This window comes from Nitrososphaera sp., from assembly GCF_050748925.1.
In the GTDB taxonomy this organism is placed as follows: domain Archaea; phylum Thermoproteota; class Nitrososphaeria; order Nitrososphaerales; family Nitrososphaeraceae; genus Nitrososphaera.
Genome location: NZ_JBOGQF010000209.1, coordinates 1 through 1,928, shown reverse-complemented (window position 1 = coordinate 1,928; position 1,928 = coordinate 1). Strand labels below are relative to the sequence as shown.

Here is a 1,928-nt window from a genome sequence, read left to right as displayed (position 1 = left end):
AGCTTAGACCCTTCAAGCGATCAGACCAACCTGCTGACGACCAAGGTCGGCATCGATGCGACTGCGACTTTGCTGAAGGCAAAGGAGAGATTCGAGATCGCCAGGATACCGGGCGAAGAAAAGATCAAGGCCGGCGATTATTTCCGGACAAGAGATTAAATAGCCTGCTCCCCTAAGGAATGGAGCCATGAAGGCTAACAATTATGCGATGAAAGATTGGCACCTTGAACATGTCGAAAAAGTAATTGTGCGCTTTGCAAAGGGCGTGGCCCCTGACGCTTCATCTTTTGAAAAACGAAACTACAAGAAATACAGCACCGTTTCAAGCTGCGCCAAGCAGATTGAATATGACATCAAGCATGGCGTGACTCACGAGGAAGTCATGGTCATGGTCAAAAAGGTCCGCCACGACAAGCAGTTCAAGGAACTGCAAAAGAACCCCGAAGCCCTGCAACGCCTCGACGAACTGGAGCGCCAGATTTGCGCGCCAAGAAAAGTGGTCGCGTCTTTCTTCTGAAATAGTTATATTGGCGACAGACGGGCAGTTTTTTGCCCGATGTCAGAATACCGCTTTACCGATGGCAACCTGCTCGTGCTGTACGCCGCCCACAAGGGCAAGGCGCCCGACGGCGGTCTGCCTGACTATGTCCACGAGCGCATAAAGCTCGGCCTTGAAACATACGGCATCATAATGAAGTCGAGGCCCGATCATCACAAGACGATGGTAATGATTGTAGGCGAGCAGGGGCCGTCAGAAAAGGTCAAGGAGGTGCTTGTCAAGGGCGGAGTAAAGCCCGACATTATCGCGATAGATTCCGATTCAAAGAACATTGCCCAGACGCTGGACAGCATCTATGACATGGTGAGCAAAAAGCCAAACCCGCCGATGATCTACTTTATCGGGTCCGTGTGGCTCCACGAGACCTTTAACGCGTCTGTCATCTCCAGCATGAAGAACGTCCGCGTCCAGTTTTACGGCGCGCTCGACCACAGGCCGGTGCACGAAGTCGAGGCAGAGAAAGCGACGGACGCGCCAAAGAAGGGCAAGGAGTACTACAAGCGCAAGGTCACCAATGTGGCCGTGGATACGCTACTGAACATAATCTTCCCCAACTGATAAGAATTAATACCCTCCGCGCTTGCGCTATTGCAAGTGCGGTCATCGTCTAGTTTGGTTAGGACGCTGGCCTTCCAAGCCCGCGACCCGGGACCCGTTTCTAAAAGGGATGGGCGGGAATTCGAATCCCGGTGACCGCACCTTTCAACCATTCAAGGGCCGACAGTTCGCGGTCAAGCTGCTGGAGCTCTGAAACCTCGCTGGCTTTGTTCATTGCGACTTCTTTTGCGTCCATGAGCGATTGGATGCCATCGGCCGACCTCGGGGCGTTTTCTATCGCAGATATCCACACTTGCGCCCTTTTCTTCACGGCAGGGTCGCCGTCCAGATGGTGCCTTTCATGGTCAAGGCGGGCCCGGATATACTCCTCCAGTTCCACGGCTTACAAATCCTGCCCTGCAGATTTAATAGAGCCAGCACTTTAGGGGGAGGGAGTATGCGTTAACATGTCATGATGTGCTACCACATTGTCCAGAGTTTGCCACAAGACACTGATTCAACCCAGGCAGCGCATCGTCCACACGCATGCACTTCAAGAATCTTTGCAGTGAAGACAGGGCAAGCATCACGAAAGAGAAAGTTGTTGGTGAAATGTCCGCCTCCAAGCCAGAATATTTCCAGGGTTTTGCGAGAATATATCAGAAAACCGCGTAATTATGTCATGAAGTGGAGAATATATAGATAATTGCACTTTATTACAGTATAATCATCGTCTTAATATCCAAGTTCCGCTATGCCCGAGTGAATGAATAGCAGGCAGGTGCTAAAGATAGACGATTGCAGCATAGAGCAGCTGTACGACCTCTTGGCT

General features: G+C 51.4%; 3 protein-coding genes and 1 tRNA gene. 3 read left to right on the top strand and 1 reads right to left on the bottom strand.

The window, feature by feature from the left end; genetic code table 11:
- Window positions 1-187: 187 nt before the first annotated feature.
- From ACREAY_RS11555 to ACREAY_RS11545, 3 genes are all read left to right on the top strand, one after another.
- Window positions 188-517, top strand: coding sequence for a hypothetical protein (locus ACREAY_RS11555; protein ID WP_431755919.1), 330 nt, complete (start codon window positions 188-190; stop codon window positions 515-517).
- A gap of 39 nt (window positions 518-556) precedes the next feature.
- A complete protein-coding gene (locus tag ACREAY_RS11550) occupies window positions 557-1,117 on the top strand; it encodes a hypothetical protein (RefSeq protein ID WP_431755918.1) in 561 nt (186 codons plus the stop codon).
- A 38-nt stretch (window positions 1,118-1,155) separates the two neighbouring features.
- Window positions 1,156-1,257 (top strand) — tRNA-Gly (locus tag ACREAY_RS11545).
- On the opposite strand, the gene ACREAY_RS11540 is transcribed toward ACREAY_RS11545, so the two are convergent.
- Complete coding sequence (locus ACREAY_RS11540) at window positions 1,218-1,496, bottom strand: hypothetical protein (protein ID WP_431755917.1); 279 nt, start codon at window positions 1,494-1,496, stop codon at window positions 1,218-1,220. The two genes, ACREAY_RS11545 and ACREAY_RS11540, sit on opposite strands and share 40 nt — an antisense overlap.
- Window positions 1,497-1,928 lie beyond the last annotated feature (432 nt).

Excerpts from the sequence above, each read along its gene's own strand:
- ACREAY_RS11555 (WP_431755919.1), top strand. The coding sequence starts at position 188 with ATGAAGGCTAACAATTATGCGATGAAAGATTGGCACCTTGAACATGTC.
- ACREAY_RS11550 (WP_431755918.1), top strand. The coding sequence starts at position 557 with ATGTCAGAATACCGCTTTACCGATGGCAACCTGCTCGTGCTGTACGCC.